The following is a 25215-nucleotide window of genomic DNA, read 5'->3' as shown; positions in this document are numbered from 1 at the left end:
GGCGGCGTACGACATGGTGGGTCCTGGCGTTGATGGCGGGGCTGCTCGGCGTGTTCGCCGCGCCCGCCGCGCCCGCGTCCGCGCACGCGGTGCTGACGAGCGCCAGCCCGGCCGCCGGGGCCGTCATCGCGTCGCGGCCGGGCGAGGTCCGGCTCACGTTCAACGAGGCCGTCCGCGTGGTGCCGGGCCGCTCCCAAGTGCTCGCCCCCGACGGCAAGCGCGTCGACGACGGCGACCCGCGGCCGGTCCGCGACGGCCTCACCATCCGGCTGCGGGCGGGCGACCGGGCCGACGGCACGTACGTCGTCAGCTACCGCGTCATCTCCGGCGACAGCCACCCGGTGTCGGGGTCGTTCACGTTCTCCGTCGGCGCGCCGTCCACCCCCGCGGCCATGCCCTCGTCCGGGGCGATGCCCGTGGGCACCGACCCGATCGTGCGCGTCGCGATCCCGGTCGCGAAGTACGCCGGCTACCTCGGGCTCGTCCTGCTGATCGGCCCCGCGGTGATGCTGGCGCTGTGGTATCCCCGGCGCCTGCCCCGCCGCCCCCTGCTCCGCCTGGCCCGCGCGGGCGCCGTCGCGGTGGCCGCGAGCACCGCCGGCGCGCTGTGGCTGCAGGCCCCGGCCGCGTCCGGGGCCGCGCTGCTGGACGTGTCGCCCGCGGAGCTGCGCGAGGTGATGCTGAGCCCGTTCGGCCTCACGCTGCTGGCGCGCCTGCTCGCCCTGGCCGTCGCCGCCGCGCTCGTGGCCCGCCTGCGCCGCCGCCCGGACCGGCGCGTCCGCGCCGGGCTGCTCGCGGCGGCCGGGGCGGGCCTGCTCACGTGGCCGCTGACCGGGCACCCGGTGGCGTCGCCGAACGCGGTGCTGGTGGTGGCCGCGGACGTCGTGCACCTGGGCGCCATGGGCCTGTGGCTGGGTGGCCTCGTCGCCCTCTGGGCGGTGCTCCTGCGCCGCGCCGACCCGCGCGAGCTGCGCACGATCCTGCCCTCGTGGTCGCGCTGGGCGATGGCCTCGGTCTACTGGCTGGTCGCGGCCGGCCTGGTCCAGGCCCTCGTGCAGATGGGCGACTGGGCGGCGCTCACCGGCGGCGCGTACGGCCGGACCCTCGTGGTGAAGGCCGGGCTGGTCGCGGCGGTGCTGGCGGTGGCCGCCGGCTCGCGCCGGATGGTCCAGCGCGACCGGGGGCCGGGCGGCCGCACGAGCGCCGGGGCGGGCCGGCTGCGGCGGGCCGTGGGCCTCGAGGCGGGCATCGCGGCGCTGGTGCTGGCCGCGAGCGCCGTGCTGGTGCAGCTCACGCCGGGGCGCACGGTCGACGTCGAGGCCCAGGCGGCGGCCCGGGCCGCGGGCTTCGCCACGACGCTGACGAGCCCGCTCTACGCGCTGCAGCTCGAGGTGTACCCGGCGGCGGTGAGCGAGTACAACAGCTTCCACGCCTTCGCGTACACCCCCGAGGGCCGGCCGCTGCCGGTCGTGGAGTGGACGGTGACCGCGGCCCTGCCCGAGCTCGGCATCGAGCCGATGGACAACCCGGTGTTCACGGTCACGGGCAACCAGGGCCTCGGCAACATCACGTTCCCGGCGGCCGGGGCGTGGAAGCTGACCATCACGCTGCGGGTGTCCGAGTTCGATCAGGCGACGGTCACGGCCCAGGTGCCGGTCCGCTGACGTCAGCGGTTGATGGTGAAGTCGGTCGCGGGGCTGACCTTGGAACCCACGCGCGCGACGACCTGGTAGGTGCCGGCCGGGGCGGGGCTCTGGGCCGGCGCGCACGTGTGCGGGGTCGTGCGGTAGCTGCTCCACACGAAGCGGTACCGCACCGCGTCGCCGGCCGCGAAGGCCCGCACGTCGCTGGTCTTCTTGGTGTCGCAGTCGTCCGAGGAGAACAGCAGGGTGCCGTTCTGCATGACGCGGATCTCCTGCGCGCCCGGGCCCAGGTCCCGCGAGCACCAGTCGGTGGCCTTGCTCGCGACGTTGATGCCGAACGTGAACGTGCCGCCGACGACGCCGGGCGACGGGCTCACGGTCACCGTCACGGCGATCTGGTCGTCGCCGCAGGGCGCGACGTTCGCCGGGGGCGCGCTGCGCTCGGTCGCGGCCGGTGCGCCGGCGTCGGCGCCGGCGTCGGGGCTGGCCGGCACGATCTGCGGCGCCGACGGCTCGGGCGTGGGCCCGCCGCCCGTGCCGGAACCGAGCGGGCCGGGCCGGGCCGAGGCGGCCCCGCTGCTCACCGCCGACGGCTTGGCGTCGCCCCCGCCCCGCACCAGGATCCACACGATGAGCAGCACGCCCACGACGGCGACGACCACCATGGCGCGGCGGCGCCAGTACACGGAGGGTGGTAGAGGTCCGACGGTCCAGCCATTCGCCGGTGGTTGCATTCGGGCAGTTTGCCAGACGGCGCGGGGCGCTTCAGCCCCGGATCTGTGTGTGTCGCGGCGATTTGCGAGCGAGTTTCGTCACGACCGGCCCGCGAGCCGGTCGGCGAACCACCCGGGATCGTCCCGCCACGCAACGTGACCGGCGCCCGGCGCGACGACGAGCCCGCCCGAGGTCGCCCAGGCAGGCCAGCGCCCCCATCGGGCCGACGGGCCCGCCGATCAGCCGCCGCCCGTCGCCGCGGCGGTGCTCGGCCAGCACGGCGAGGGTCTCCACCCGCGGATCGTGCGGGCCGCGGCCAGCACCTCGCCGACCGTGACGGCCAGCAGCGCCGGGTGGGGGACCTCGCTCGCGGTGTCGCCCGGCTCGGCGGCGTGGCCCCGCCAGACGGCCACGTGCTGCGGACGGTCCGGCGGCGGGCCCCACAGGCGCGGCGGTACCGGCCCGAAGAGCACGACCGACGGCGTGCCGTAGGCCGTGGCGAGGTGCGCGATCCCGGTGTCGCCGCTGACCAGCAGCCGCGCGTGGCCGACGAGCCCGGCCAGGTCCCGCAGGCGGGTCGCGCCCGCCAGCACGGCGGTCGCGGGCAGCCCCGCCTCCCCGGCGACCCGCCGGGCCAGCGGCTCCTCCTGCGGCGAGCCGGTGACGACGACGTCGTGCCCGGCCTCGGCCAGCGCGCGGGCGAGCGCGGCGAAGCGCTCCGGCGGCCAGCGCCGCAGGCCGGACTTGGCACCCGGGTGCACGATCGTGGCGCCCGGCCGCGGGGAGGCGGGCCGGGTCAGGCCCAGGTCGGCCTCGTCGCACGGCACGCCGTACCACCGCAGCATCCGGCACCAGCGGGCGACCTCGTGCTCGTCGGGGCGCCACCGCGGCGCGTCGCCGAAGGCCAGCAGGCGCCCGGGGCGGGTGGCCCGCAGCAGGTCGTGCGACTGCGGGCCGCGGCCGTGCAGGTTGACGGCCACGGCCGGGCGCAGCCGCGGCAGCTCGTCGTCGAGCCCGTCGCAGGGCAGCACCTCGTCGACGGCGCCGGTGAGCCCGGCCAGCGGGGCGAGCCACGCCGGGGCCGCGAGCACCAGCCGCTCGCCCGGGAACGCGCGGCGCAGCCCCCGCAGCGCCGGCACCCCGGTGGCGAGGTCACCGACGCCCAGGGCCCGCAGCACCAGGATCACGGGTACGACGTCTCCGTCTCGGCACAGACGACGAGCTCGCGCACGGCGCAGCCGCGGGGCTGGCCGAGCGCGAACAGGATCGCGGCGGCCACGTGCGCCGGGTCGTTGAGGACCGCGTCGGGGCCGGGCTTGTACCGCTCCGCGCGGTCGTCGAAGAACCGCGTGCGCATGCCCCCGGGCACGACCAGCGTGACCCCGACCTGCCCGGCGAGCTCGGCGGCCAGGGCCCGGGTGAACCCGACGACCCCGAACTTGGCCGCGCAGTAGGCGGTCGCGTCGCTGACGGCCTTGACGCCGAGCGTGGACGCGACGGTGACGACGTGCCCGTGGGACTCGGTGAGCGCCGGCAGCGCGGCCCGGATGACGGCGGCCGGGGCGAGCAGGTCGACGGCGACGACCCGCTCCCAGGTCTCGGCGGGCACGTCGGCGAGCCGGCCGGGCACGTCGGTCCCGGCGGCGGTGACGACCGCGTCGAGCCCGCCGAGGCCGGCGATCGCCTTGCGGGTGGCGGCCTCGGCGGCCCGGGTGTCGGCGAGGTCGCACTCGATCCAGGGCACTGCGCCGGGGTCCTGGCGATCGATGACGTAGGCGCGGTGCCCGGCCTGCAGGACGGCCCGCACGACGGCGGCCCCGAGGCCGCTGGCGCCGCCGGTGACGAGAACGGAGCGGCTCATGGTCTTCCCCCGATCAGCTTGGTGGTGGAGTGGCCCTCGAGATACGGCACGATGACCGTCTGCCCGCCCCACCGCTTGACGAGCTCGGCCTCGGGCAGCTCCGGCCCGCCGTCGGCGTAGTCGCCGCCCTTGACCCAGATGTCGGGCCGCAGCCAGGCGAGGGTCGCCTCCGGGGTCGGCTCGTCGAAGACGACGACGGCGTCGACGCAGGCGAGCGCGAGCAGCAGGCGGGCGCGGTCGGCCTGGGCGACGACGGGCCGCTCGGGGCCCTTGAGGCCGGCGACCGACGCGTCGGAGTTGAGGCACACGACGAGGCAGTCGCCCAGGGCCCGGGCCGCCTCCAGGGTCGCGATGTGCCCGGCGTGCAGCAGGTCGAAGCAGCCGCCGGTCGCCACGACCGTGCCGCCCCGGGCCCGGACCCGCGCGACGGTCTCCCGCTCGACGCTTCCCCGCTCGCGCGCCTCCGCCGGCACCCGGCCGACGTAGCCCGTCGCGGCGGCCACCGCGGCCTCGACCGCCTCCGAGGGCAGCGCCCCGGACGCGATCGCGGCCGCGGCCGCCGCGGCGAACCGGTCGCCGGCGCCGCAGGTGTCCCCCTCGAACACCCGTGGCGCCGGCACCACGAGCGGGGTCGGCCCGGCGTGGCACAGCACCGCCCCGCTCGCCCCGGTGGTGACCGCGACCGCCCCGGTGCGCCAGCGGCGGCGCAGCGCCTGCCCGGCCCGGGTGGCGGCGGCGACCCGGCCCCCGCCGCCCGCGTCCCCGCTGAACGCGCGGGCCTCCGCCTCGTTCGGCGTGGCCAGGCGCGTCCCGGGGACCGGGACGGCGCCGCGCGGATGGGGGTCCCACACGACCGGCGTGCGGGTCTGCGTCAGGGCCGCCCGCAGCCCCGGCCGCCCGGTCAGGCCCCGGCCGTAGTCGCTGACGAGCACGACGTCGGCGACGTCGAGCAGCTCGCCCGGCTCGGGTTCGGGCGGGATCGCCGGACCGGCGCCGCGGTCGAGGCGCAGCAGCACCTGGCCGCGGGCCCGTAGCCGGATCTTCTCCGGGGTCGCGCCGGGCTGCGTGACCGCGTGCAGCCGCACCCCGGCCGCGGTGAGCAGCTCGGCCAGGCGCAGCCCGCCGGCGTCGTGGGCGATCGCGGTCACCAGCGTCACGTCCAGCCCGTCGCCGGCCGCGAGCAGCGCGGCGAGGCCGGCGCCGCCCGGCCGGTCCACAGTGGACTCCTCGTCGAGGACCAGGGCGGGGGCGTCGGGGCAGACGCGGCGGACGGTGCCGTCGACGTCCCGGTCCAGCAGCGTGTCGCCGACGACGACCAGCCGCGTGCTCACGACGCCACCAGCCGGCGCCGGGCCACGTGGGCGTCGACGTGCTCGCAGAGGACGTGGGCGGCGACGAGGTGCAGCTCCTGCACCACCTGCCCGTCACCGGCGCAGCACACGGCCTCGTCGCAGACCAGGGCGAGCGGGTTCGGGCCGGGCCCGGTCAGTGCCCACGTGTGCAGCCGGCACTCGCGGGCCGCGGCGGCCGCGGCCAGCACGTTCGCGCTGCGGCCGCTGGTCGACAGGGCCAGCAGCACGTCGCCCTCGCGGCCGTGGGCGCGGACCTGGCGGGCGAAGATCTCCTCGTACCCGTAGTCGTTGCCGATCGCCGTGACCGCGGACGAGTCGGCGCACAGCGCGATCGCGGACAGCGGGGTGCGCTCGTCGCGCAGGCGGCCGGTCAGCTCGGCCGCGAGGTGCTGCGCCTCGGCCGCGCTGCCGCCGTTGCCACAGACCAGCAGCCGGCCCCCGTCGCCCAGGATCTCGGCGAGCCGCACGCCCCAGGCCTCCAGCCGCACGGCCGCGTGGCGGAACGGGCCGATCGCGGCGGCCAGGGCGGTGAGGTGTGCGTCGAGCGCCCTCATCGGGCCACCGCCGCGACGCCGCGGCCGGCCACCGCGCGGTAGACCGACTCGAGCTGCCCGGCCGTGCGCGGCCACGAGTAGCGCTGCCGGGCCCGGTCGAGGGCGGCCGCACCGTAGGCGTAGCGGCGCATGTCGTCGTCGACCAGCCGGCGCAGGGCATGGCCGAGGGCGCGCGGGTCGCGGGAGCGCACCAGGTCGCCGGTCATCCCGTCGACGACGGTGTCCAGCAGCCCGCCGACGGCGCTGGCCACGACCGGGCGGCCGCACGCCATCGCCTCGAGCGGGGTGAGCCCGAACGGCTCGTACCAGGGCACGGTGGCGACCACGTCGGCGGAGCGGTACCAGGCCGGCAGCGCGGCGGTGGAGACCTGGCCGGCGAAGCGGACCCGCGCGGCGACCCCGCACCGCTCGGCGACGTGCCGCAGCCGCTCGGTCTCGGCCGGGTCCGGACCGCCCGCGATGACGCACTCGGCGCCGGGACAGTAGGGCATGGCCCGGATCAGGTCCGCGAAGCCCTTGCGCTCGACCAGCCGGCCCACCGAGAGGATGCGGGGCCGGGCCGTGCGCGGGGCGACCGGGCCCTCGGGGGCGAACACGTCCAGGTCGACCCCGGAGGGCACGAGCGCGATCCGGGACCGGGGCACGCCCAGGCGGGTCAGCTCACGGGCCTCGTCGCGGCACTGGGCCACGACCCGGTCGGCGATCCGCCCGAGGTGCCGCTCGAAGCCGATCCGCTGCGGCGGGCTGGTGTCCGCGGCGCCCTGGTGCCGGCGCTTGACGGCGCCGAGGGCGTGGAACGTCTGCACCAGCGGGATGTCCCGGGGCCCGGCGGCGGTCACCGCGGCCAGCCCGCTCATCCAGAAGTGCGCGTGGACCACGTCGGGCACCCACGGGTCGCCGTCCCACTGCGCGCCCAGCCAGCGGCCGAACTCGCCCATGTACGGCAGCAGCGCGTCCTTGGGCAGCGCCCGGGCGGGTCCGGCCGGCACGTGCACGACGCCGACCCCGTCACCCGTCACCACCATCGGCGGCCGGTCGGCGGCGTCGCGGCGGGTGTAGACGCGGATGTCGTGCCCGAGCCCGGCCAGGGCCGCGGCGAGCCCGGCGACGTGGGTGTTCTGCCCGCCCGCGTCCTCGGTGCCGGGCGCGGCGAGCGGGCTGGCGTGCTCGGAGATCATCGCGATACGCACAGTTCGTCCTCCAGCAGACGGTCCCAGTCGGACAGGAAGCGGTCGAGGCCGTAGCGGCGCAGGGCCGCGGCCCGCCCGGCGGCCCCGAGGCGACGGGCCTCCCCGGGCGACTCGATGAGCCAGAGGGCCGCGTCGACGAGCGCGTCGACGTTCGTGGACAGCACCCCGGCGCCGGGCGGCACCGCCTCGACGGCCTCCGTGGTGGCCAGGGCCACGACCGGCACGCCGATCGTCATCGCCTCGATGAGGCTGAGCCCGAGCGAGGTCCAGCGGCACAGGTGCAGGTAGGCGCGGCGGCGGGCGAGCTCGGTGTGCATGGCGGCCTGGGGCGGGTCGTCGTGGACCGCGATCCGCTCGCCGGCCAGGCCCGCGACGCCCATGCCGAAGACGTCCAGGGGCGCGGCCGCGGCGAAGCGCGGGAACAGGTCGGTGCCGGTCACCCGGCCGCGGCGCACGGGCTCGTTGGTGACCACGGCGAGCCGCTCCAGCTCGCCGGTGTAGCGCGCGGCGGGCTCGACGACGCCGTGCTCGATGACGGTGGTGCGGGTGCCGCCGCAGTCCCAGAACAGCGCGTTGAAGTGGGTGACGTGGACGATGACGAGGTCGGCCCGGTCGGCCAGCGGGTGCCGGGTGCGGGGCACGTCACCCTGGGGGGTGTTGTGCTCGAGGTACACCTTGGGCAGCCCCGGCGGGACGAGCGCCAGCTCCTCGGGCCGCTGGAGCACGGCCAGGTCGGCGTCCACCTCGCGCAGCCCGTCGAGCGGGACCTCCTCGACGGTGTCCGGCCAGTCGAACGTGCGGGCCCGGCCGCGCCCCCAGGGGCCGCGGTCCTCGGTCACCGGCACGAGGTAGCGATGCTTGCCCCGCACGAACGCCGTGGTCCACGACCCGTGCACGTGCCACAGGAGGATGTTCATCCGCGCCTCCCGGCCCACAGCAGCTCGGCGGCGGCGACGACGGCGGCCGGGTCCACGCTCGACAGGCACGGGTGGCCGCCGATCGGGCACACGGTCGCGCGCGTGTCGCGGCAGGCGGCCGCGGCGTCGCCGAGGCGGACGACGGGCACCCGGAACGGCGCCCACTGTCCGAAGGGGACGGTCGGCGCGTAGAGGCTCACGACCGGCGTGCCGACCGCCGCGGCCAGGTGCGCCGGGCCGGTGTTGCCCACGACGAGGCAGCCGGCCCCGGCGAGCAGCCCGGCCAGCCCGGCCAGATCGGTCGCGCCGCCGAGATCGACGCCGAAATCGCCGGCGACCTCGGCCGTGAGCGCCTTCTCCGCGTGCGAGCCGGTGACGAGCACCCGCCAGCCGGCCGCGGCCAGGGCCTTGACGATCCGGCGGTGCACCTCGGCGGGGCAGGCGCGGGCGGGAGCGGACGTGCCCGGGTGCACGACGACGTACGGGACGTCCGGAGGGGCCGGGCCGAGCGGGGTGGTCGGGCCGGCCGCGGGGGGTGCGATGCGCAGGCGGGCGTCGTCGCCGGGCGGCAGCGGGAACCCGGCCGCGGCCGCGAGCGACAGCGCCCGCTCCGTCTCGGGGATGCCGGGCGGCACGCGGTGGCGCACGTCGAGCAGGGAGCCGGGGTAGTCGTCGCTGATCGCGCTGACCCGCCCGACCCCGGCCACCCGCAGCAGCAGCGCGGTCGGCAGCGGCGACTGGTGGTAGGAGGTGAACACCACCGCCTCGTCGGCCCGCGCGGCGGCGAGGCGGTCGACGAGCGCGTCCATGACGTCGGGGTCCACGGGGTCGGGCTCGGGGTCGATCCAGGGCAGCCGCCACTCGACGAGCTCGTCGACGCCCGGCAGCAGCTCGGCCGCGGCCCGCCCGCGCGGCCCGCACAGCAGCACCACCCGGCCGGCCCCGGCCGCGACCGCGCGGATCGCCGGGCCGGTCAGGAGCACGTCGCCGGCCGAGTCGGGGCGGACCACGACGACGGTCCCGGCGTTGTGCGGCCGGCGCCGGCCGGACGGGAAGAGCTCGTCGCGGTCCAGCACGAGCTCGACCGCGGCGCGCAGGTCTCCGGCGACGAGCGGCGCCGCGGCGACCTCCCGCCGCAGCGTCACCGCCGTGGGCACGAGGATGCCCGCGGACCCGGCGGCGAGCGCGGCCTGCATGTCGCGGCCGATGTCGCCGATGAACACGCACCGTTCGGGCGTGGTGCGCAGCTCCCGCGCGGCCGCGTGGATGAGGCCCGGACGCGGCTTGCGGCACGGGCACCGGTCGCCGTCGTCGTGCGGGCAGACCTGCCAGGTGTCGAACGGCCCGAGCAGCTGTTCGATGCGGGCGTTGACCCGGGCCAGCTGTTCGGTGCTGACCAGCCCGCGGGCCACACCGGACTGGTTGGTGACCACGCCGAGGCGCAGCCCGGTGGCGCGCAGCCGGTCGAGGGCGGCCCGGGCGCCGGGCACGGGGCGGACCAGGATGGGGTCGTTGACGTACGGCACGTCCTCGATCAGGGTCCCGTCCCGGTCGAAGAGCACGGCGTCGAAGAGGTTCATGCGGCGGCCCGCCAGCGCCAGCGGCCCGCGAGCCAGTGCCCGATCGCGAGCGGCGGGATGAGGACGCTCGTCAGCGCCATGGTGGCCACCTCGGCCGGGGTGCGCGGGCCGGGCGCGATGCGGGCGGCCGCGAACTCGGCGGTGCCGCCCGCCCAGGCCAGGCCGAGCGCGGCCGACAGCCACCGCCACCGGCCCGGCAGGGCGAGGGCGCCGAGCGCGCCGAGGGCCGCGGCGGTGACGAGCGCGTGGCGGGGCCGGCGGCCGGGCGGGATGCCGAGCCACCGGCGCCAGTGCGGGCCGTACAACCGGCGCAGCAGGGCGTCGTCGGCGTTGCCGCGCTGGCTGCGCAGGCTCACCCAGCGGCTCTCGGGCCGCACGGGATGGGTCACGGTGCGCGCCCCCGGCCGCAGCCGCCAGCCCGCCCGCCGCACGCGGTGGGCCAGCTCGGCGTCCTCGCGGAAGGCGCGCGGGAACCGCTCGTCGAAGCCGCCGGTCGCCTCGAGGGCGGCGCGGCGGTACGCCATGTCGGCCGTGAGCCAGGCGCCGTGCTCGAGCCCGATGGTGACCCGCTCCCAGTCGGTCGGGCGGCGCCCGGCCGGCCGTGGCACCCGGACCCGGCCCTGGACCCCGCCGACGGTGCGGTCGACGTCGAGGTCCGCCTGGAGGCGGCGGTACCACTGCGGCTCCGGCACCACGTCGTCGTCGAGGAACACGACCCAGTCGCCGCTCGCCCGCCGCCAGCCGGCGTTGCGGGCGGTGGCCGGGCCGCGGCGCTGCCGGTCCTCGACGACGATCAGCTCCGCGCCGCCCGGCAGCGGGCCGAGCGCGTCGAGCAGCGTGCGCAGGCTCGCCCGGCCCAGCGTCGGCACGACGATGCTGACGTTCACCGGCCCGCCCCGAACGCCGCCGCCCGGTGCACCGCGAACGGGCCGAGCGCGAGCAGATCGACGGGCGCGGAGCCGAACAGCTCCATCGCCTCGCGCGGCGTGTCCACCATCGGCCGGCCGGCGGTGTTCAGCGACGTGTTGACCACGACCGGCAGGCCGGTGCGCGCCTCGAACTCCGCCAGCAGGCGGGCCACGAGGGGCTCGTCGTCCGCGTGTACCGTCTGCACCCGCGCGGTCCCGTCGACGTGCACGACGGCCGGGATCCGGTCCGTCCACTCGGGACGGACGCGGTGCACGAACAGCATGTACGGGCTCGGGTACACGCCGTCGAAGACCTCGCCGAACCGCTCGGCCCGCACCATCGGCGCGATCGGCCGGAACTGCTCGCGGCCCTTGACGTCGTTGAGCCGGGCGGTCATCGCGCGCTCGCCCGGGTGGGCCAGCAGCGAGCGGTGCCCGAGCGCCCGCGGCCCGTACTCGCCGCGCCCCTGGTGCCAGGCGACGATCCCGCCGCCGGCGAGGACCGCGGCGGCCTCGGCGGCGATGTCGGGCGGCCGGGTGTAGGGCAGCGCGGCCCGCCGCAGCTCGTCCTCCAGCGCGGCCTCGCTCCAGCCGCGGCCGAGGTCGGCGCCGCGCATCGGCGCGATCGGGCACTCGGCCGCGCAGGACAGGTGCAGGGCGGCGCCGAGCGCGGTGCCCGCGTCCCCGGCCGCCGGCTGCACCCAGACGCGCTCGAACGGCCCCTCGGCGGCGATACGGGCGTTGGCCACGCAGTTGAGCGCCACCCCGCCGGCCATCGTGAGGGTCGCGGGGCGCCCGGCAGCGTCGAAGACCCACCGCGCCAGGGCCAGCAGCACCTCCTCGAGCCGTGCCTGCACCGACGCGGCCAGGTCGGCGTGGTCGTCGGTCAGCTCGCCGTCGGCCGCGCGGGCCTTGGCCAGGGCCGCCCAGTCGACGGGCTCGACCGCGAAGCCGCCGTCCCCGGTCGGGTACACCAGCTCCCGCAGCTCCGGCAGGAACCGCGGGCGGCCGTAGGAGGCGAGGGCCATCACCTTGTACTCGTCGCTGGAGTGCTGGAAGCCCAGGTGCCTGGTGAGATCCTCGTAGAGCAGGCCGAGCGAGTGCGGCAGGCGCTGTCCCGCGAGCGGGGTCAGCTCCCGGTCGCGGTAGACGCCGGCGAGGTGGCTGGCCGTCTCGCCGCGCCCGTCGAGCACCAGGACCGCGCCGTCGCCGCCCGCGCACAGGCCCGCGGAGGCGGCGTGGGCGACGTGGTGCGGCACGAACCGCACCCGCTGCGGGTCCAGGCCCGGCAGCGCCTCGGCCAGGAACCAGGGCGCCCGGCGGGCGTAGTCGACCCGCATCGCGTCCCACGGGTCGTGGACGCCGAGGCTGCCGAGGTCGCCGCAGAGGGTGGGATCGAAGGAGTACGCGACCGCGTCGAGGTCCTCCGGGCGCAGCCCGGCCTCGCGCAGGCACCAGGCGGCGGCGAGCTCCGGAAGTTCCCAGGCCGAGAACGGCACCGGCCGCTTGCCGTGCTTGCGACGGCTGAAGCGCTCCTCCTCGGCGGCGGCGACCGTGCGCCCATCGATGACGAGCGCGGCCGCCGGGTCGTGGAAGATCGCGTTGATGCCGAGGACCCTCATGCCCGGCCCGCCTACCCCCGCCGCGGCGGGATCAACCAAAAACACTTCTCCGAAGAGAACCGTTTGAGGGCTCCGCAGCGGGGAAGCTCGCTGGCCTATGCACACCGTTGAGCACCTCATCGCCGGGGCGTGGACGGCCGGATCGGACCGGTCGACGGTGATCGACCCGCACGACGGCACGCCGGTGACCACCGCGCCGGCCGCCACCCCGCACGAGGTCGCCGCGGCCGTGGCGGCGGCCCGGGCGGCCCAGCCGGACTGGGCGGCGACCGCACCGGACGCCCGCGCCGACGCGCTACGGGCCGCGGCGAACGCCGTGGAGCACGCGTGCGGCGTGCTGGCCCGCACCATGTCGGCCGAGATGGGCAAGCCGGAGGCGGAGGCGGCCGCGTCGATCGCGGCGGGGGTCGGGACGCTGCGGCAGTACGCCGAGCTCGGCCCGCTGCACGGCGGCCGCACGCTCGGCGGCGACCCGGGCGCGCTGGACCTCATGGTGCCCGAGCCGCGCGGGGTGGTGGCCGCGATCACCCCCTGGAACGACCCCGTGGCGGTCTCCTGCGGGCTGCTCGGCGCGGCGCTGATCACCGGCAACGCGGTCGTCTACAAGCCCAGCGAGCGGGCCCCGGCGACCGGCTGGCTGCTCACGAAGCTGCTCGCCCCGCACCTGCCGCCCGGCGTGCTGTCGATGCTCGCCGGGGCGGCCCCGACCGGGGCGGCGCTCGCCGAGTCGGCCGTCGACGTGGTCGCGCACGTCGGCTCGACGGCCGCCGGGCGGTGGATCGCCGCCGCGGCCGCCCGCACCGGCGCGAAGGCGCTGCTGGAGAACGGCGGCAGCGACCCGCTGATCGTCGACGCCGACGTGGACCCGGCCTGGGCCGCGGGGCAGGCCGCGCTCGGGGCATTCGCGAACGCCGGGCAGATCTGCGTCGCCGTCGAGCGCATCTACGTGCACGCGGCCGTGGCCGAGGACTTCCTGCTGGCGCTGGTGAAGGAGGCGGCCGCGTTCGAGATCGGGCCGCTGGTCGACCTGCGCCACCGGGCCGCCGTGCACGGGCAGGTGGTCGACGCGCTCGACCGCGGGGCGAAGCTGCTGGCCGGGGGCGTCGCGCCGGACGGGCCGGGCGCCTGGTACCCGCCGACGGTGCTGGGCGACTGCACGGACGAGATGCGGGTGGTGGAGGCCGAGACGTTCGGGCCGGTCGCGCCCGTCGTGACGGTCGACTCCTTCGACGAGGCGCTGCGGTGCGCCGCGCGGACACCCTACGGGCTGGCGGCCACGGTGCTGACCGGCTCGATGAGCAACGCGCACTGGGCCTCGCAGCAGCTCGAGGCCGGTACCGTCAAAATCAACGCGGTCTTCGGGGGAGCACCGGGCGGCGCCGCCCATCCCCGCCGGGGCAGCGGGCAGGGCTTCGGCTACGGCCCCGAGCTGCTGGACGAGATGACCGCGACCAAGGTCGTCCACCTCGAGGCGCCGCCCGGCGGCTGGTAGGAGGAGGAAGGAGTCGCCCTAGTCGTCGGCCTGCAGGCGGCGGCGCAGGAAGTCGAGGGAGTGCGCGAGCAGCCGCGACACGTGCATCTGCGACAGCCCGACCTGCTTGGCGATCTCCAGCTGGGACAGGTTGCCGTAGAAGCGCATGGAAAGAATCCGCTGCTCCCGCCGGGGGAGCCGGGCGATCAGGCGCCTGAGGGCCTCGCGGTACTCCACCAGTCCGAACTCGGGCGCCTCGTCGCCGATCGTGTCGAGCATGGTGCCGTCCTCGTCCATGCCGGGCGTCGGCACGTCGAGCGACAGCGGGCGGTACGCCTGGGCCGCCCCGACCGCCTCGACCACCTGCACCTCGTCCAGCCCGGTGTACGCGGCGAGGTCGGGGATCGTCGGCGAGCGCCCGAGCCGCTGGCTGAGCTCGTCGCGGGCGTGGTTGACCGCCATCCGCAGCTCCTGCAGGCGCCGGGGGATGCGGATGCCGGAGGCCCGGTCGCGGAAGTGGCGCTTGAGCTCGCCGGTGATCGTCGGCGTCGCGTAGGTGCCGAACTCGGTGCCGTGCTGCGGGTCGAACCCGTCGACGGCCTTGATCAGCCCGAGCGCGGCGACCTGGGCGAGATCGGCGGCCGGCTCGCTGCCGCCGTCGTAGCGGCGGGCCAGCCGGTGCGCGGCCGGCAGGCACTGCTCGATCACCTGGTCGCGGACCCGGGACCGGTTCGGGTCGTCCGGGTCGAGCTCCGCCATGCGCAGGAGGCGCTCGGTCACCCCGGCCGGCCACTGCCCGTGGCCCAGCTCGATCGCGTCGAGGTCGAGGGGCCGGCGCTGGCGGAGGTGGACCGGCCAGTCCAGCTCCTCGTACGCGCGCAGCGGCTTGGCCGCGCCGGCGATCTCCAGGGCCGAGAGCGCGACCCCGCTCGCCCCGCTCACCTGCACGTCCGCCTCGAGCTGCTCGCCGCGGCGGTGCAGGTAGAGCAGGATCTTGATCGCGGCCGCGTCGATCAGCCGCACGCGGGCCACATCGACCGCGACCCGCCCGGAGCGCGCGTCGAAATGCTCGAACACGATCTGGCGGAGATAGGGCGCCGACGCGTAGTCGAGCACGCCGGAACACTCCAGCAGGGTCGCTTCCGGGCGTCGTGACATGGTGATCGTCAAGTCCATGACCGCCCCCTCAGCCCCCACGCTATGCCGATGGCAGCGCCGATGCACCCGTTGCGGCCGTATTCGCGGTTCCGGCGACCTCCATCACGAGGATCGCCCCGATCACCCCGGAGGTCTCGCTGGTGAGCGGGGAACACACAACGCGCAGGTCAACCGTGCGCCCGCGGCGGTTCACGGCCGACTGCTCCTCGGCCTCGCGCTCCGAGCGGCCGGTCAGCACTTCCCGGATCGCCGGGCGCAGCCGGTCCGTGGACAGCCCGATGTCGATGTTGAGGAAGTGCTGACCGACGGCCTCGTCGGGGCGCAGCCCCCACAGGTCCTCCGAGCGGCGGTTCCAGACGAGGATGTGCATCTCGCGGTCGAGCACCACGACGCCGGCCTGCAGGCTGGTGAGGATCGCCTCCATGAACGTGTTGGCGTCGTTGAGCTCGGCGGTGCGCTCCCGCAGCTCGTCGTTGATCGACTGGAGCTCGTCGTTGGTCGACTGCAGCTCCTCGTTCATGGTCTCCAGCTCCTCGTTGGTGGACTGCAGCTCCTCGTTGGTCGTCTCCAGCTCCTCGACCGTGGACTGCAGCTCCTCGTTGGTGGTCTCCAGCTCCTCGTTGGTGGACTGCAGCTCCTCGTAGGCGGTCTCGAGCTGCCGGTTCGCGTGCTCGAGCTCGTCCTGCAGGCGCCGCGAGGCGGTCATGTCCTGGAAGATCACCACGACGCCGAGCAGGCCGGCGTCGGAGTCGACGAGCGGGTGGATCTGGATGTTGAGGTACTGCTTCTCGCTCGCCGCGGTCACCAGCTCGACGTCGTCGATGCGGGCCACCCGGCGCTCGACCTGGGCCTGCTCGATGTACCCCCGCAGCTCCACGGGGCGGTAGGACAGGTCGAGGTCGCGGAAGGGCCGGCCGATGTCGCGCGGGGAGACCCCGAAGAGCGTCTCGGCGTGCCGGTTGGTGAGCGCGACCAGCCCGTCGGCGGTGACCACGACCTGCGCCACGGGGCTGGCCAGGAACGCCTCGCTGCGCAGCCGGTCCAGGCCGAACAGCTCGGTGCGGGGCGGGGTGTGCGGCGGCTCGGTCAGGTAGACGCCCCCGTTGAGCACCGGCCGCGACACCTTGCGGAACATCCGCCGCTTGAGATCGAGCGGAGTGAACAGGTTGGCGTGGCTGAGCAGCATCTCCGCCTTGCCCAGAAACAGCACTCCGCCCGGGGACAGCGCGAAGTGGAACCGGGACAGGATCCGGGTCTGGGTCTCGGCGTTGAAGTACATCAGCGCGTTTCGGCAGACCAGCAGGTCGATACGGCTTATGGGAGCGTCCTGCACCAGGTCGTTGCGGCCGAAGATGACCGACCGGCGCAGGTCCTTGCGGAACGTGAACCGGGTGCCGGTGGGCTCGAAGTACCGCTCGACCAGCTCCGGCTCCAGGTGCGCCAGGTCCCGCTCGGCGTAGGTCGCCTGCCGTGCGTGGGCCAGGCTCTCCTCGTCGACGTCGGTCGCGTAGATCTTGACCCGCTCCCGGAACCGCTCGACGCCCATCGCCTCGGCCAGCACGATGGCCAGGGTGTACGCCTCCTCGCCGGACGCGCACCCGGCGCTCCACACCCGCAGCGGCCCCTCGTGCCCGTCGACCAGGCGGGGGAGCACCTCATGGCTGAGCGCGGCCCAGGCGTCCGGGTCGCGGAAGAACCCGGTCACGTTGATCAGGATGGTGTTGAACAGTGCCGTGAACTCGTCCGGGTGAACCTGGAGGTAGTCGAGGTACTCCGAATAGTCGCTCGGCGGCACCTGCGCCATGCGCCGCTCGACGCGCCGCATCAGGCTCGAGCGCTTGTAGCCGGTGAAGTCGAAGCCGCGAGCTTCCTTCAGGTAGACCAGCAGGGCCTCGAAGTCCGGATCGGGTTGAGTCACCGCGTCACGCTACCGCCTGGGCTGCAGGCGCAGCGTCGCCCACACCACCTTTCCGCCCGTGGTCTGCACGCAGCCCCACGCCGAGGACATGCCCTCCACGATCAACAGACCCCGGCCCGGCTCCCCGTCCTCGCCGCCGGAGCGCTCCAGCCGCAGCGGGCTCTCGTCGCGGACCGCCAGGTGGAGATGCCGGTTGCGCAGGGCGACGCTGACCTGGATCGGCGTGCCCGCGTGCTCGACGGCGTTGGCGACGAGCTCGGTGACGATCAGCGCGGCGGTGTCGGCCACCGGGGCGACCTTCCACTGCTGGCACGCCCGGTCGACGAGGTCGCGGGCCACCCTCGTGGCGTCCGGCTCCGGGAAGAGCTCGACCTCCATGCGCCGCGGCCCGGGCAGGCGCGCGTGGGCGGCCAGGGCGGTCTCGGGATCCCGGTGTACCGGCACCTGCCGGGCGACCCCGAGCCGTTCCAGCTGTTCGTGGAGGCGCTGATCGGGCCCGACGAGCAGCACGTCGGTGCCGGTGTCCACGCCCTGCCGCGCCAGCATCGGAAACGCCGTGAGGGTGATGTCGTCGGCGGTGTGCAGCTGCGACACGTCGATGAGCAGCACTTCCGGGTGGTCGGTGAGCGCCTTCTGGGCCGCGTTGCGCAGCGTGGGCACGGTGGCGAAGCCGAGCCGCCCGCTCGCGCGCAGGACGGCGACGGGGAAGTCGGGCTCGTGGGTGCAGGTCAGCTCGTCGGTCTCGGGGGTCATGACAGCGCGTCCTCGGGTGCGTCGTTCTCCAGGGCGGCGAGCCGGTCGATGAGTTGCCGGATGGTCTTGCCCGCCGCCTCGGCCTCGCCGGCCGCCTCGGCGTACTGGTTCGCGGTGCTGCGGTGTCCCCGCCCGCTCGCCGCACCGGCCATCCGCCGGCTCAGCGCCGCCTTCTCCTCGAGGCTGCGCAGCGCCATCCACAGCGCGCCCTCGAGCGCGCTGCCGAGCTCGTCCAGCAGCCCGGCCGCCGACCAGCCGTGCCCGACCCGGCAGCGGAACCGCCCGGCGGCCCCCGGCAGCTCGAACAGCGCGCCGTGGCAGGACGGGCAGCCGAAGCCGGCCGGGACCCCGCCCAGCTCGTCCGTGGTGACGTCCTCCATCGCCGCCATCGCATCCTCCGCGTCGATCTCGGCCTGCTCGACCGCCGCGCGCGGAGCCGGCCCGGGCAGCTCGCCGAGCAGCTCGGCGAGCGCCGCGCCCATCGTCGCGGCCGGCAGCGGCCGGGCCGACGGGGACTGGGCGGCGGCGTGGCGGGGCATGGACGGGTACAGCGCCTCGTGCGGGTCCTGGATGAGCCCCGTCCCGCCCTGCCGGACGATCTCGGACAGCCCGTAGGTGCCGTCGTCGCGGTTGCCGGACAGCACCACGCCGAGCGCGGCCGCGCCCCACCAGCGGGCGGCCGAGCGGAACAGCGGGTCGGCCGCGGGCCGGTGGCCGTTCTCGACCGGCCCGTGGGAGAGCGAGAGGCGGCCGTCGCGGACGAGCAGGTGACGGTTGGGCGGGGCGACGTACACGTGGCCGGCCTCCAGCGCGGCCCCGTCGGTGGCGTGCGCGGCCGGCAGCGGACCGGAGCGGTCGAGGATCTGGGGCAGCGCGCTGGTGCCGGTGCGGGGCACGTGGAGCACGACGCAGACCGCTCCGGGGAGGTCGGCGGGCAGCCCGCCCACGAAGGAGCGCAGCGCCTCCACCCCGCCGGCGGAGGCGCCGACGACGACGATCCCCCGGGGCTGCGTCATGCTCGCTGACTCTACGCTCTCCACGATCCCGTCACGGATCGTCCGTTTACCCCCTCCACTCCGGGTTAAACTGCCGGGCGCGCGCGACCGGGCTGCGCCCACTCCGCCACCACGCTTCGACCTGTGGCCGTCACCCGGTGCTGCTGCGGCCGGAGCGGGATCCGGTCAGAACGGGATGTGGCCGCGGCGGATCTGCCAGTGGCGCCCGGCCCGCAGATGGTCGGCGATCGCCCGCTCGAGCACCGTGCGGCGCGGCAGCTGCTCCAGCGGCGTGGTCAGGGTGCGGAAGACGAACCGCAGGACCTCGACGTCGGCGTCCAGCCCCTCCGGCTCCTGGTAGGGCTCCAGCTCGAAGCGCCGCTGGAAGCGCACGATGTTGGAGTCCTCCGGCAGGTACTCCAGCAGCTGCGGGTCGAGCAGCCAGGACCCGCACGCGAACGCCGGGTAGGACTCGTGCGGGAAGTGGCGCCGGAAGAACGCGCGGCCGGCGTCGAGCGATGCCGTCACCGACTCCGGCGTCATCGGGCCGGACTCCGGGATGTGCAGGTCGATGACGGACCCGCCGCGGTGGTGCTGCAGGCGGCCCAGCTCGTAGATCGCCCCGCGCGCGTGCAGGGTCAGCCAGCTCTGCATGACCGGCCAGCCCTCGCCCCGCATCCGCCGGTCGACGGCGAGGTTGCGGCCGAGGTCCGCCAGCGACGCCCAGGAGACGGACTCGGGGACGCCGTGGTCGCGGTGGTAGGCCAGCACGACGTCGAGCAGGGCCAGGTAGGCGTAGACGTAGAGGTGCCGCCAGGCGGGGCCGCGCTCGCGTGGCAGTTGCGGGCCGGGCGGCAGCCAGCCGTGCCCGCCGAGGTCGGCGCGGACGAGGGCGATCGAGCGGTCGAGCAGCCAGCGCAGCTCCGGCGTCCACAGTGGAGAGTCGGCGACCGGCCAGGCCTCCAGGATCTCGGCGGCGTCGTCCGCGGGCACGGCGAGCCGGGCGAGGATCGCGGGCGCGTCGGCCCGGTCGGGGAGCGGGGCCGACGGCCGGTCGCCGGCGAGCCGGTGCACGCGGTCGACGTCCTCGGCGGGGACGCCGAGCCGGGCGGCGGTGTCCTGCAGATCCACGCGGCCGACTCTACCGGGCGGCCGTCGCGCCGGCGGGCTCACGGTGCTCGATGCGGCGCAGGCCCCGGACGGCGGGAATGAGCAGCAGGGCCACGCAGCCCAGGGCGCTCACACCCACCGAGAAGCCCAGCACCGCCTCGGCGGTCAGGGCCGCGGCCACCGGGCCCGCGAGGGCCTGGCCGATGGGGAGGCTGCCGTCGGAGCCGAACACCTCGTACGACGTGATCCGGTTCAGCATCGCCGGCGGGACGTGGGTCTGGACGCTCGTCTGCCACATCACCGACCAGAACGACCACGCGGCGCCGTTCACCGCCGCGGCCGCCAGCAGCAGCGGGAGCGCGGCGTGCAGGGCGATCGCCAGCGGGAGCAGCCCGTAGCCGAACATGGCGACCGCGCCCGCCGCGAGCGGCCGGCCCGGGCGCAGGCGCAGCGCGAGCAGGCCGCCGACGATGGCGCCGGCCGCGAGGCCCGACTCGGTCCAGCCGTATGCGGGCGCGCCGAGGCGGCCGCTGACGAGCACGGAGCCGAGGGGGATGAGCGGGCCGAAGAGCAGCACGCCGTACACCACCCAGACCAGGATCACGCTCCAGATCCACGTGCGCGAGCGGAACGCGTGCCAGCCCTCGACGAGGTCGCGCAGCGGCGAGGTGGACCCGTCGGGAGGCGGCACGGCGGCGAGGCGCAGGCCCGCCAGGCACACCGCGCTCACCGCGAACGTGGCGGCGTCGGTGACGTAGAGCGGCCCCGCGCCGAGGAATCCGAAGACCACGCCGGCGGTGGCCGGGCCGAGCAACTGGGCGATCGACTGGGAGACCTTGATGGTCGCGTTGGCCCGGTGCAGGTCGGTCGCGACCAGCGGGACGATGCCGTTGACGCCGGGCTGGAAGGCGGCGGAGGACACGCCGTGCACCGCGGAGCACACGAGCAGCAGCCACAGCGTGGGAGTACCGAGGAAGAACGCCGCCGCCACCGTGCCCTGGGCGGCGAAGCGCACGATGTCGGCGCCGAGCATGAGCGGGCGGGCACCGGCCCGGTCCGCGAACACGCCGCCGACGAGAATGCTGGCCACGAACGGGATGGAGTACGCGGCCAGCACCAGGCCGACGCCCGTGGCGCCGTAGAGGTGCCCGACGGCCAGGGCCGAGGCCACGATGAGCATCGCGTCGCCGAACACCGACACGGTGCGGGCGACGAAGTAGCGCGTGAAGTTCGAGGTCCACAGGGCGGTCCGGGGCGGCACGATCATGACCGTACCAGCGGTCGCAGCGCCTCGAAGGCTTCGCGAGCCCGGCGGGTGACGGCGGGGATCACGCGGCGGCTCGAGGCGGCGCCGAGGTCCTCGACGGTCCGGACGGCGTGGGGCGGGGCCACCCTCGACGGGCTCGACAAGGCGCTGGAAACCTGGTTCGGCCGCCCCTGCGGCGGGCATAGGCCCGGGCATGGGCGGCGCCCAGCGCAGGGGCCGCCCATCGTGGGCACAGGCACCTCGAACCACTGGAGGCGTCATGAGGGTTCTCGTCACCAACGACGACGGGTTTTCGGCGCCCGGCATCCTGCACCTGGCCCGGGCCGTGTACGAGGCCGGCCACGACGTCCTCGTCGCCGCGCCGGAGACCGAGGTCAGCGGGGCAGGGGCCGGGCTGAGCGCGACGGTCGCGGACGGCCGCGTGACCTACGATCCCGTCGAGCTCGACGGGCTGCCGGAGGTGCGGGCGTACTCCGTGCCGGCCTCGCCCGCCTACATCGCCATGCTCACCGGGCTCGGCGCGTTCGGCGACCCCCCGGATCTGCTGCTGTCGGGGGTGAACCGGGGCGCCAACGCCGGGCACGCGATCCTGCACTCGGGCACCGTCGGCGCGGTGCTCACCGGCGCCGCCGACGGCCTGCGCGGCCTCGCGGTGTCCCTGAACATCGTCGGCGAGGCCGCGCTGAACGCGGTGTCGACGGTCGACGACGAGACCCGCCACTGGCCGACCGCCGCCACGATCGCGACCGGCCTGCTGGACTGGCTGGCCGCGGCCCCGGAGGGCACGGTGCTCAACCTCAACGTGCCCGACCGCCCGCTGGACGCCATCGCCGGGCTCCGCCCGGCCTCGCTCGCCCCGTTCGGCCAGGTCCAGATCACGGTCGCCGAGCACGGCGCCGGCTTCGTGCGCACCGCGCTGCGGGAGCGCGAGGCGGAGCACGCTGCGGGCTCGGACCTCGCGCTGCTGGCGGAGGGGTACGCGACGGTCACCACGGTCCAGCCACCGGTTCAGCACCCGACGCTGGAGCCTCCGGACGACTGGCGGGGCTGAGCGGCCCGGGCGGGGCCGGTGACCGCGGCGGGCGGGTGAGCAGCAGCAGCACGAAGCCGGCCGCGCACAGGACGGCGCCGAGGCCGAAGGCGCTGCGGTAGCCGAAGTGCGCCGCGACCCCCAGCAGCGACCCCGCGATCATCGCGCCGATCGGGAAGGTGTTGGTGTAGAGCGTGGTGGCGGTGCCGGGCCGGGTGGGCATCATGTCCTGGATGTAGGTGATGGCGACGCCGGAGATGGCGGAGATGAAGACCGCGTTCACGACCTGCGCCGCGACGAGCACCCACAGGTTCGGCGCCCACCAGACGATCGCGTAGTACGCGCAGCCCGCCACGGCCCCCACCAGGATCAGGGTGCGGACCGGGAACCGGGTGGTCAGCGCGCCCAGGCCGAGCATGAACGGGATCTCCAGCGCCGCGCAGAGGCCGAGCACCAGGCCGGCCGCGGACGCCTCGTGGTGCAGGTCCCGCTCGATGAACAGGGGCAGCGCCTGCACGCAGAGGGTCATCGGCACCTGCAGCAGCACGAACGCGACCACGGTCACCCCGAGGACCGTCCGCGACACGGTGCGGGGCGACGCCGACTCGTCGGTGTGCTCGGGCCTGGGCGGCTCGAGGTCCTCGAGGCGCAGGAGGGCGACCACGGCCGCCACCGCGTACAGGGCCGCGGCGGTGCAGTACAGCAGCCGGAACCCGCCGGCGTCCAGCAGCACGGCGGCCAGGGCCGGGCCGCCGACCCAGGCCAGGGAGAACACCGTGCGCATCGCGCTGATGCCCAGCGCCGCGCGGCCGGGGCTGTCGCGCTCGAGGACCTGCCGGGCGTACGCGAACGTCTGCGGGAACAGCGAGCCCGACAGGGCGATCGCGGTCACCGACAGGCCGAGCAGCACCCAGTAGTCGCGCACGAACGCGGTGAAGCCGGTGCCGGCCACGCCCGCGAGCGCCGCGACGAGCAGGACCCGGCGCCGGTACGGCCCCCGGTCGGACAGCCGCCCGACGAGCGTCGTGACGAGCACGCCGGCCAGCGGGGCGGCGACCAGGAACACCGTCACCCGGACCGGGCCGGCGTGCACGTCGTTGCTCAGGAACAGCGCGAGGAACGGGTAGGCGACGGCGGTGGACATGCCGACCGCGAGGAACATCAGGCCGAGCGGGATGAGGGCGGGGCTCAGCCCGCGCAGCCCGGGGCGTTCGAGCGTCGTCATGCCCGGGACTTTACCGGTCAGGAAGTCCGGCTCCCCGGTCCGCCAGGCGTTCGTCCACGCGGTTGGAGATCTCGCTTACGTTTTCCCCGACCCTCGCCGGGCACTCCAAAGGGGAGAGTCGAACCGGCTAGGAGGTTGACATGAGCACGGTCACCGAGACCATCGATGTGCACGTCCCGGTGCAGACGGCCTACGACCAGTGGACCCAGTTCGAGTCCTTCCCGCAGTTCATGAGCGGCGTCGAGTCGATCCGCCAGGTCGACGACCGGCACACCCACTGGGTGACGAAGGTCGGTGGCGTGCGGCGCGAGTTCGACGCCGAGATCACCGAGCAGCGCCCGGACGAGCGCATCGCCTGGAAGAGCACGGACGGCGACACCCGCCACGCGGGCGTCGTGACGTTCCACCGCCTCGGGGACACCGACACGCGGGTGACGGTCCAGCTCGACTGGCAGCCGCAGGGCCTGACCGAGAAGGCGGCCAGCGCCGTCGGCGCCGATTCGATGCAGGTGAAGGCGGACACCCGGCGCTTCAAGGAGTTCATCGAGCAGCGCGGCACCGAGACGGGCGCCTGGCGCGGTGAGGTACCCCGCACCGGCAGCTGACCGGTCTTCGCCGGCCCCGCACCTCCTTCCGCGAGGTGCGGGGCCGGTTTGTTTCCGGGTGACGCACCCGGGTAGTCGGCGGTGTATGACGGACGTGACGCAACCACTGCTCTGCGTGCCGGGAGCCGTGGCATGAAGGCGGTGGTCTGGCACGGCAAGCGGGACGTGCGGGTCGACGACGTGCCGGATCCCCGCATCGAGCAGCCCAACGACATCGTCATCAAGGTGACGTCCAGCGGCATCTGCGGGTCGGATCTGCACCTGTACGAGGTGCTCGCGCCGTTCATGACCGAGGGCGACATCCTCGGGCACGAGCCCATGGGCATCGTCGAGGAGGTCGGGCCCGCCATCACCCACCTGCGCCGCGGCGACCGGGTGGTGATCCCGTTCAACATCTCCTGCGGGCACTGCTGGATGTGCGGCCGCGGGCTGATGACGCAGTGCGAGACGACGCAGGTGCGCTCGCAGGACAAGGGCGCGGCGCTGTTCGGCTACACGCGGCTGTACGGGCAGGTGCCGGGCGGGCAGGCGGAGTACCTGCGCGTCCCGCAGGCCCAGTTCGGCCCGATCAAGGTGCCCGAGGGCACGACCGACGACCGGTTCGTGTACCTCTCCGACGTGCTGCCGACCGCATGGCAGGCGGTCGAGTACGCCGACGTCCCGCCGGGCGGGACGGTCGTCGTGCTCGGGCTCGGGCCGATCGGCGACATGGCGTGCCGGATCGCGGCCCACCGCGGCTACCGGGTCATCTGCGTCGACGTGGTGCCCGAGCGGATGGCCCGCGCGCGGGCGAACAGGTTCGAGGTCGTCGACTTGGAGGCGCACGACGACGTGGGCGGCTGGCTGCGGGAGCTGACCGACGGGCGCGGCCCGGATTCGGTGATCGACGCCGTCGGCATGGAGGCGCACGGCTCGCCCGCGGGGAAGCTCGCGCAGACCGCCGCGGGCCTGCTGCCCGACGCGCTGGCGCAGAAGCTCATCGAGAAGTCGGGCGTCGATCGGCTCGCGGCCCTGCAGCTGGCCATCGACGCCGTCCGGCGCGGCGGGACGATCTCGATCTCCGGCGTGTACGGCGGCACGGCCGACCCGCTGCCGATGATGGTGCTGTTCGACAAGCAGATCCAGCTGCGGATGGGCCAGGCCAACGTCAAGCGCTGGGTGGACGACCTCATGCCGCTGCTGACGGGCGACGGCGACCCGCTCGGCGTCGAGACCTTCGCGACGCACCGGGTGCCGCTGGCCAACGCGCCCGCCGCGTACGAGGCGTTCCAGGCCAAGAAGGACGGCACGCTGAAGGTCCTGCTCAGGCCGTGATTGAGCGGCCGCCGTCTGGCGTACCGGG

Annotated in this window: 22 protein-coding genes; 5 read left to right on the top strand and 17 right to left on the bottom strand. The window is 75.6% G+C overall.

The window, feature by feature from the left end:
- Positions 1-32: 32 nt before the first annotated feature.
- The gene (locus ACQP2P_RS25450) at positions 33-1664 is read left to right on the top strand and encodes a copper resistance CopC/CopD family protein (RefSeq protein WP_433619266.1); all 1632 of its coding nucleotides are present in this window, start codon (positions 33-35) and stop codon (positions 1662-1664) included.
- 2 nt (positions 1665-1666) lie between these two features.
- Here ACQP2P_RS25450 and ACQP2P_RS25445 read toward each other — a convergent pair whose 3' ends face one another.
- The 10 genes from ACQP2P_RS25445 to ACQP2P_RS25400 form a co-directional block, all read right to left on the bottom strand.
- Complete coding sequence (locus ACQP2P_RS25445) at positions 1667-2329, bottom strand: hypothetical protein (RefSeq protein WP_433604734.1); 663 nt, start codon at positions 2327-2329, stop codon at positions 1667-1669.
- Positions 2330-2596: 267 nt separating this feature from the next.
- Positions 2597-3544 carry a glycosyltransferase family 9 protein gene (locus tag ACQP2P_RS25440; RefSeq protein ID WP_433604732.1) on the bottom strand — a complete coding sequence of 316 codons (948 nt, stop codon included), beginning with the start codon at positions 3542-3544 and terminating at the stop codon, positions 2597-2599.
- Positions 3541-4218: an SDR family oxidoreductase gene (locus ACQP2P_RS25435; protein ID WP_433604730.1), complete on the bottom strand. Its 678-nt coding sequence runs from the start codon at positions 4216-4218 to the stop codon at positions 3541-3543. Before ACQP2P_RS25435 ends, ACQP2P_RS25440 begins: the two co-directional genes overlap by 4 nt.
- Positions 4215-5549 (bottom strand): PfkB family carbohydrate kinase, encoded by a 1335-nt coding sequence (locus ACQP2P_RS25430; RefSeq protein ID WP_433604728.1) that lies wholly within the window; start codon positions 5547-5549, stop codon positions 4215-4217. Before ACQP2P_RS25430 ends, ACQP2P_RS25435 begins: the two co-directional genes overlap by 4 nt.
- The gene (locus tag ACQP2P_RS25425; RefSeq protein ID WP_433604726.1) at positions 5546-6124 is read right to left on the bottom strand and encodes a D-sedoheptulose-7-phosphate isomerase; all 579 of its coding nucleotides are present in this window, start codon (positions 6122-6124) and stop codon (positions 5546-5548) included. Before ACQP2P_RS25425 ends, ACQP2P_RS25430 begins: the two co-directional genes overlap by 4 nt.
- Positions 6121-7314 carry a glycosyltransferase gene (locus ACQP2P_RS25420; protein ID WP_433604724.1) on the bottom strand — a complete coding sequence of 398 codons (1194 nt, stop codon included), beginning with the start codon at positions 7312-7314 and terminating at the stop codon, positions 6121-6123. Before ACQP2P_RS25420 ends, ACQP2P_RS25425 begins: the two co-directional genes overlap by 4 nt.
- Positions 7299-8231 carry a glycosyltransferase gene (locus ACQP2P_RS25415; RefSeq protein ID WP_433604721.1) on the bottom strand — a complete coding sequence of 311 codons (933 nt, stop codon included), beginning with the start codon at positions 8229-8231 and terminating at the stop codon, positions 7299-7301. Before ACQP2P_RS25415 ends, ACQP2P_RS25420 begins: the two co-directional genes overlap by 16 nt.
- Positions 8228-9811 (bottom strand): HAD-IIIA family hydrolase, encoded by a 1584-nt coding sequence (locus ACQP2P_RS25410; RefSeq protein WP_433604719.1) that lies wholly within the window; start codon positions 9809-9811, stop codon positions 8228-8230. Before ACQP2P_RS25410 ends, ACQP2P_RS25415 begins: the two co-directional genes overlap by 4 nt.
- On the bottom strand, positions 9808-10698 hold the full coding sequence (locus ACQP2P_RS25405) for a glycosyltransferase family 2 protein (protein WP_433604717.1): 891 nt from the start codon (positions 10696-10698) through the stop codon (positions 9808-9810). Before ACQP2P_RS25405 ends, ACQP2P_RS25410 begins: the two co-directional genes overlap by 4 nt.
- On the bottom strand, positions 10695-12341 hold the full coding sequence (locus ACQP2P_RS25400) for a carbamoyltransferase family protein (RefSeq protein ID WP_433604715.1): 1647 nt from the start codon (positions 12339-12341) through the stop codon (positions 10695-10697). Before ACQP2P_RS25400 ends, ACQP2P_RS25405 begins: the two co-directional genes overlap by 4 nt.
- Before the next feature lie 97 nt (positions 12342-12438).
- Here ACQP2P_RS25400 and ACQP2P_RS25395 point away from each other — a divergent pair, with 97 nt between their 5' ends.
- On the top strand, positions 12439-13833 hold the full coding sequence (locus ACQP2P_RS25395) for an aldehyde dehydrogenase family protein (protein ID WP_433604713.1): 1395 nt from the start codon (positions 12439-12441) through the stop codon (positions 13831-13833).
- A gap of 18 nt (positions 13834-13851) precedes the next feature.
- Here the strand turns inward: ACQP2P_RS25395 and ACQP2P_RS25390 are convergent, their stop codons facing one another.
- The 6 genes from ACQP2P_RS25390 to ACQP2P_RS25365 all read right to left on the bottom strand — a co-directional run bounded on the left by ACQP2P_RS25390 (position 13852) and on the right by ACQP2P_RS25365 (position 21013).
- Complete coding sequence (locus ACQP2P_RS25390; RefSeq protein ID WP_433604711.1) at positions 13852-14988, bottom strand: SigB/SigF/SigG family RNA polymerase sigma factor; 1137 nt, start codon at positions 14986-14988, stop codon at positions 13852-13854.
- Positions 14989-15010: 22 nt separating this feature from the next.
- Complete coding sequence (locus ACQP2P_RS25385) at positions 15011-16888, bottom strand: CheR family methyltransferase (RefSeq protein ID WP_433604709.1); 1878 nt, start codon at positions 16886-16888, stop codon at positions 15011-15013.
- 9 nt (positions 16889-16897) lie between these two features.
- On the bottom strand, positions 16898-17641 hold the full coding sequence (locus ACQP2P_RS25380; protein WP_433604707.1) for an ATP-binding protein: 744 nt from the start codon (positions 17639-17641) through the stop codon (positions 16898-16900).
- Positions 17638-18657, bottom strand: a complete 1020-nt coding sequence (locus ACQP2P_RS25375; RefSeq protein WP_433604705.1) for a chemotaxis protein CheB — start codon at positions 18655-18657, stop codon at positions 17638-17640. The genes ACQP2P_RS25380 and ACQP2P_RS25375 overlap by 4 nt, the downstream gene beginning before the upstream one ends.
- 165 nt (positions 18658-18822) lie before the next feature.
- The gene (locus ACQP2P_RS25370; protein ID WP_433604703.1) at positions 18823-19767 is read right to left on the bottom strand and encodes an acyltransferase domain-containing protein; all 945 of its coding nucleotides are present in this window, start codon (positions 19765-19767) and stop codon (positions 18823-18825) included.
- 10 nt (positions 19768-19777) lie between these two features.
- The gene (locus ACQP2P_RS25365) at positions 19778-21013 is read right to left on the bottom strand and encodes an MFS transporter (RefSeq protein ID WP_433604701.1); all 1236 of its coding nucleotides are present in this window, start codon (positions 21011-21013) and stop codon (positions 19778-19780) included.
- A gap of 259 nt (positions 21014-21272) precedes the next feature.
- Between ACQP2P_RS25365 and surE the strand changes: the two genes are divergently transcribed.
- Positions 21273-22064: a 5'/3'-nucleotidase SurE gene (gene surE / locus ACQP2P_RS25360; protein WP_433604699.1), complete on the top strand. Its 792-nt coding sequence runs from the start codon at positions 21273-21275 to the stop codon at positions 22062-22064.
- Here surE and ACQP2P_RS25355 read toward each other — a convergent pair.
- A complete protein-coding gene (locus tag ACQP2P_RS25355) occupies positions 22000-23268 on the bottom strand; it encodes a sugar efflux transporter (protein WP_433604697.1) in 1269 nt (422 codons plus the stop codon). The genes surE and ACQP2P_RS25355 overlap by 65 nt on opposite strands.
- 140 nt (positions 23269-23408) lie before the next feature.
- On the opposite strand from ACQP2P_RS25355, the gene ACQP2P_RS25350 reads away from it, so the two are divergent.
- Together ACQP2P_RS25350 and ACQP2P_RS25345 are read left to right on the top strand one after the other, a co-directional pair.
- Entirely contained in the window at positions 23409-23873 is a 465-nt protein-coding gene (locus ACQP2P_RS25350) for an SRPBCC family protein (RefSeq protein ID WP_433604695.1), read from the top strand.
- A gap of 132 nt (positions 23874-24005) precedes the next feature.
- Complete coding sequence (locus tag ACQP2P_RS25345; protein ID WP_433604693.1) at positions 24006-25187, top strand: zinc-dependent alcohol dehydrogenase; 1182 nt, start codon at positions 24006-24008, stop codon at positions 25185-25187.
- Positions 25188-25215 lie beyond the last annotated feature (28 nt).

Source organism: Dactylosporangium sp. CA-139114 (assembly GCF_050955725.1).
GTDB lineage: Bacteria > Actinomycetota > Actinomycetes > Mycobacteriales > Micromonosporaceae > Dactylosporangium.
Note: the sequence above shows the minus strand (reverse complement) of the source record. Positions and strands in the feature narration are given on the sequence as shown.